Annotated in this window: 5 protein-coding genes; 1 reads left to right on the top strand and 4 read right to left on the bottom strand. The window is 64.4% G+C overall.

The genetic code is table 11. The annotated features are described in order from the left end of the window. From ABX74_RS19700 to ABX74_RS19710, 3 genes are all read right to left on the bottom strand, one after another. A partial coding sequence (locus ABX74_RS19700; protein WP_047889513.1) for an HAD family hydrolase occupies positions 1-569 on the bottom strand: 569 nt, incomplete at its 3' end. A 53-nt stretch (positions 570-622) separates the two neighbouring features. Beyond that, on the bottom strand, positions 623-1357 hold the full coding sequence (locus ABX74_RS19705; RefSeq protein ID WP_029254200.1) for a lysophospholipid acyltransferase family protein: 735 nt from the start codon (positions 1355-1357) through the stop codon (positions 623-625). Positions 1358-1360: 3 nt separating this feature from the next. Next, positions 1361-2116: a lysophospholipid acyltransferase family protein gene (locus tag ABX74_RS19710; protein ID WP_020905757.1), complete on the bottom strand. Its 756-nt coding sequence runs from the start codon at positions 2114-2116 to the stop codon at positions 1361-1363. Positions 2117-2209: 93 nt separating this feature from the next. Between ABX74_RS19710 and ABX74_RS19715 the strand changes: the two genes are divergently transcribed. Then, on the top strand, positions 2210-3040 hold the full coding sequence (locus ABX74_RS19715) for a hypothetical protein (RefSeq protein ID WP_047889512.1): 831 nt from the start codon (positions 2210-2212) through the stop codon (positions 3038-3040). A 10-nt stretch (positions 3041-3050) separates the two neighbouring features. Here ABX74_RS19715 and ABX74_RS19720 read toward each other — a convergent pair. Next, positions 3051-4034 (bottom strand): Ig-like domain-containing protein (locus tag ABX74_RS19720; protein ID WP_047889514.1); only part of this gene is annotated, 984 nt, incomplete at its 5' end.

Consider the following 4034-nt stretch of genomic DNA (forward strand, 5'->3'; position numbering starts at 1 on the left):
CCGTTCTCGGTGGAGTACGTCATGTCGGCGAGCGCACCGACGTGCGGGGCGAGCGTGTCGTACATCGCCGTGCTGGTCATGCCTGGACGGCGAATCAGGAGTTTGACGGCAGGTGCCGCAAGCACTTCGTCCTCGGACATCTCGGTGTTGTCCGGGTTGAGCCAGGCGTGTTCGTAATCTGGTGAGCTGACGAACTGTGGGGTGGCGGCGTCGTGTGCGCTCTCCCCCACCCGTTCCGCGGCCAATCCCGACCCGGGAAGTGCAACCAGAGCCAACTCGGAGAGTTCGGTGAGTGCGTCGACCGACAAGGTCGCGGCGCTGAGGACGCGGTCGGCGTAACTGTCGTAGACAACAGCACCGTTTGCGCATACCGCGAGTGGCGCGTATCCCAAACCTTCGACGACGGGCGAAATCCAACGCGGAGGACGCCCGGTTGCCAGCAGGAACGGCGTGCCGGATTCGACGACGGCATGCACGGCGGCGCGGGTGCGGGCACTGACCAACTCGTCGTGATCGATGAGGGTGCCGTCGACATCGGTCGCAACCAAGGTTGGGCGGTCAGGGCTGATACGACGGTCTGGGCTCACACCGCCATTGTGCCTGCCCGGTACGACGGTCTCGCTCAGCGCGCCCGCTTCGCGCGTTCCTGTGCGTCCATGGCCGCGGCTTCCGCCGGCGTCGGCGCGCCACCGCCGAGTCGGCGAGGCACCCAGTACGCCCCGGGCTCGTGCACGAACCCGTCCTGAACGTGGCGCAGGATCGCATCCATCTCGATGCGCAGGATCTCGCTCAGCGCTTCGGCGGGCTCGACCGGATCGATCGGTGCACCCACCTCCACCGAGATCGGGAAATGATTGCGGCCCAGATTTTTCGGTCCGCCCTTGGTGACGATCCGCTGGGCGCCCCAGACGATCAGCGGAATTATCGGCACGCCGGCGTCGATGGCCATCCGAGCTGCTCCGGATTTCATTTCCTTGATCTCGAAGCTCCGGCTGATCGTCGCTTCCGGGTAGACGCCCACCAATTCGCCACGCTCGAGGGCGTCGACTCCGGCTCGATACGCCTGCGCTCCGGCGGAGCGGTCCACTTCGATGACGCCGCATCCACGCATGAGGAAGCCGAGGACCTTGTTGTCCGCCAGCTCAGCCTTGGCCATCACTCTGAGCTTGCGTTTCGCGGTGCCGACCGCCAGGGCCGCCGGTATGAAATCGAGGTAACTCGTGTGGTTGATCGCGATGACGGCGCCGCCGGACACCGGGACGTGTTCCGTCCCGGTGCGGGTGACTTTCACGCCCTGGAAACCGCTCAGACCACGCGCGACTACCTCGACTGCGGTGTAAACGGGTTCGAAGGACATGGGTCAGCCTTCGGACTTCCGCGCCTCACGTGCTTTGGCTTTCGCCTCGGCCTCGTCGGCATCCATCTTGTCGGCCTGCTCGAGCGTCGGCGCGCTGCCACCGAGGCGGGCCGGTACCCAGTACTCGCCGGCGGGATGGTCGTAGTCCTTCTGCAGATCGAGCAGCAACTCCTGCATCGTCGACCGTAGCTTCGCCGTCAGCTCACTGGCCGGTTCGAAAGGTGCAATCGGCTCGCCGACGGCAATGGAGATGGGAGTGTTGGTGCGGCCCAAACGCTTCGGATAACCCTTCGTCCACACGCGCTGAGCGCCCCAGATGACGACGGGAACGATCGGGACGCCCGCCTCGATCGCCATCCGGGCGGCTCCGGACTTGAATTCCTTGATCTCGAAGCTCCGACTGATCGTCGCTTCGGGGTACACGCCCACCAATTCGCCGCGCTTCAGGAAATCTACGGCCGCCTTGTAGGAGTCGGCGCCCGCGCCGCGGTCGACCGGGATGTGCTTGAGGGCCCGCATGATCGGTCCGGAGATCTTGTTGTCGAAGACCTCCTTCTTCGCCATGAACCGGATGTAGCGCTTGGGGGTCCGCGCCGGCAGTCCCGCATACGTGAAGTCCATGTATCCGGTGTGGTTGATCGCGATCACGGCGCCACCGGACGCCGGGATGTTCTGCTCTCCCTTGACGGAGAACTTCAGGCCCTCGAAAGCGAAGACGGTACGGGCGATGCCGATGACTGTTCTGTAAACGGGATCCACAGTTCGCTAGCGTAGACGGGAATCCGTGATCTGACCCGCAGCAGTTATGGGGTGGATGTTGGTCAGAATGTCGCAAAAGGGGCGTAAGAACGAATGAAGTCGGCAGGACGAGCGGCAGTGGGGGCAGTCGCACTCGCCATGACGTTGGCGATAACCGCATGTGAGGACGACGGACGGACAGGAATCCTGACGGACGAACCGTCTCCGCCTACGACGGAAACCACGACGACAACCACTCTCGCGCCCACGACCACCACTGCGCCCGCCGCGCCACCTCCGGTTGGTGACGTGCCCGGTAATCCGGCTGCTGCGCCGGCCTTGGCGGCCTGGGCAACGGACCTGGTGTCCTTGGACGTGGCTGCGCTCACGAACGCATGCTGGACGATGCCGCCCACAACAATTGCCGACCGATACTCGGATGTGCCCGCCATCTTGACGGCCATCGCCGCACCAGGCGTCGACGGCCAGTACGCGGTCACCTGGAGTGGAGGCGGACTCTCCGTCGCCGCCAAGCGCTCGGAGATCGCTTCCGGCTATGCGTGCCCGTTCGTCTTCCCTGCGGGGCAATCAAACTTCTACACCGCGGCCGACGCTTCCCACGCCGTCGTCCGGTTTCTCTCACGCGCCACGGGACGGCCGGTCAATACCCGCGACGTCGAGAGGTTCTATCCACTGATCTGCCCCGGCAACAGCCCGTGGGATCCCGACGGCACCGGCGCCACCGGCCAGCCGCCACTCAAGCTCGATCCGAATCAGCTGGCCGGTATCAAGTCTTTCGACGCCGACGCTGCAACAGTCACTCCGGTTCGCGGCGACTACGTCCGTGTCACCCTGCCCGTCAGCGACGGAACCGGTAACTCACGGTCGATGCAGTTCACCCTGTCGATCGGCCCCGAGGGATACTGCCTCGGGGCCGCGACCTGAACTGTTCCGGTCAGGAACCGAAGGGAAGGAAATCGCTCGAGCCAGCGCTGCCTGAACCGAGGCTGCCCGTGCCACCGCCGGTTGCAGCCTTGATCTGAATTGCGTGGGCCGCCGAGGTGGAGCCTGTGAATCCGGCTGCGCCGCTGTAGATTGCCGAAATCGAATGCGCACCGGTTGTGGTGAAGGTGTGGTTCAGCGCCGCGATCCCGTTGACCACCGCCGCAGCGTCACCGATCGGGGTGTCCCCATCCATGAACTGCACCGTTCCACCGTTCTGCACCGAACTGACAGTCGCCGACAGGGTCACCGACTTGTTCACCACACCATCGGCAGGCACCGTCACCACAGTCTCCGTGGTGACATCCGAAGGCGCAGGGTCCGTTACATTCACCGTCCGCGCCTGGGCCGAGGACCCGACTACACCGGCTCCTCCCGAGTAAACCGCCGTGATGCTGTGCGCACCCGCAGAGGTAAACGTATGCGACAGACCAGCAGCGCCGGCCGTAACCGCTTCAGGACCGCCGATCGCGACGCCACCGTCGTAGAACTGCACGGTTCCGACGCCGACAGCGTCATCCGACGACGTTCGGACTGTTGCCCACAAGTCGGTCGCCACACCAGTTTTGGCATCGGTGGGGATATTCAGTTCGACGACGGATTCCTGGTCGGCAACACTCACCTGAACTGACTTCGCACTCGCAACCGAGTTCTTGAATCCGGAACCAGCGGTGAAGTCCGCCGTAACACTCTGAGCACCAGCAGCATCGAACGAATGCGACAGCGTCGCAACACCCGACGTGACTGCCACCGGAGTGCCGATCGCAGTGCCATTCGACTTGAACTGCACCGTACCCACAGCATTGTTCGGAGCAACCGTCGCCGTCAGATCAACAGCCGCACCCGTGATTGCCGTAGCGGGAACCGAGAGCGACGTCGTCGTCTCGACATCGATGGGAGCCGGATCCGAAACGGTCACCGTCTGGGCCGATGCCGA

Source organism: Rhodococcus sp. ARP2 (assembly GCF_001029585.1).
In the GTDB taxonomy this organism is placed as follows: domain Bacteria; phylum Actinomycetota; class Actinomycetes; order Mycobacteriales; family Mycobacteriaceae; genus Rhodococcus_F; species Rhodococcus_F erythropolis.

Bases quoted from the DNA above. Each gene is read 5' to 3' on its own strand.
- ABX74_RS19705 (WP_029254200.1), bottom strand. From the start codon at position 1,357: ATGTCCTTCGAACCCGTTTACACCGCAGTCGAGGTAGTCGCGCGTGGT.
- ABX74_RS19715 (WP_047889512.1), top strand. From the start codon at position 2,210: ATGAAGTCGGCAGGACGAGCGGCAGTGGGGGCAGTCGCACTCGCCATG.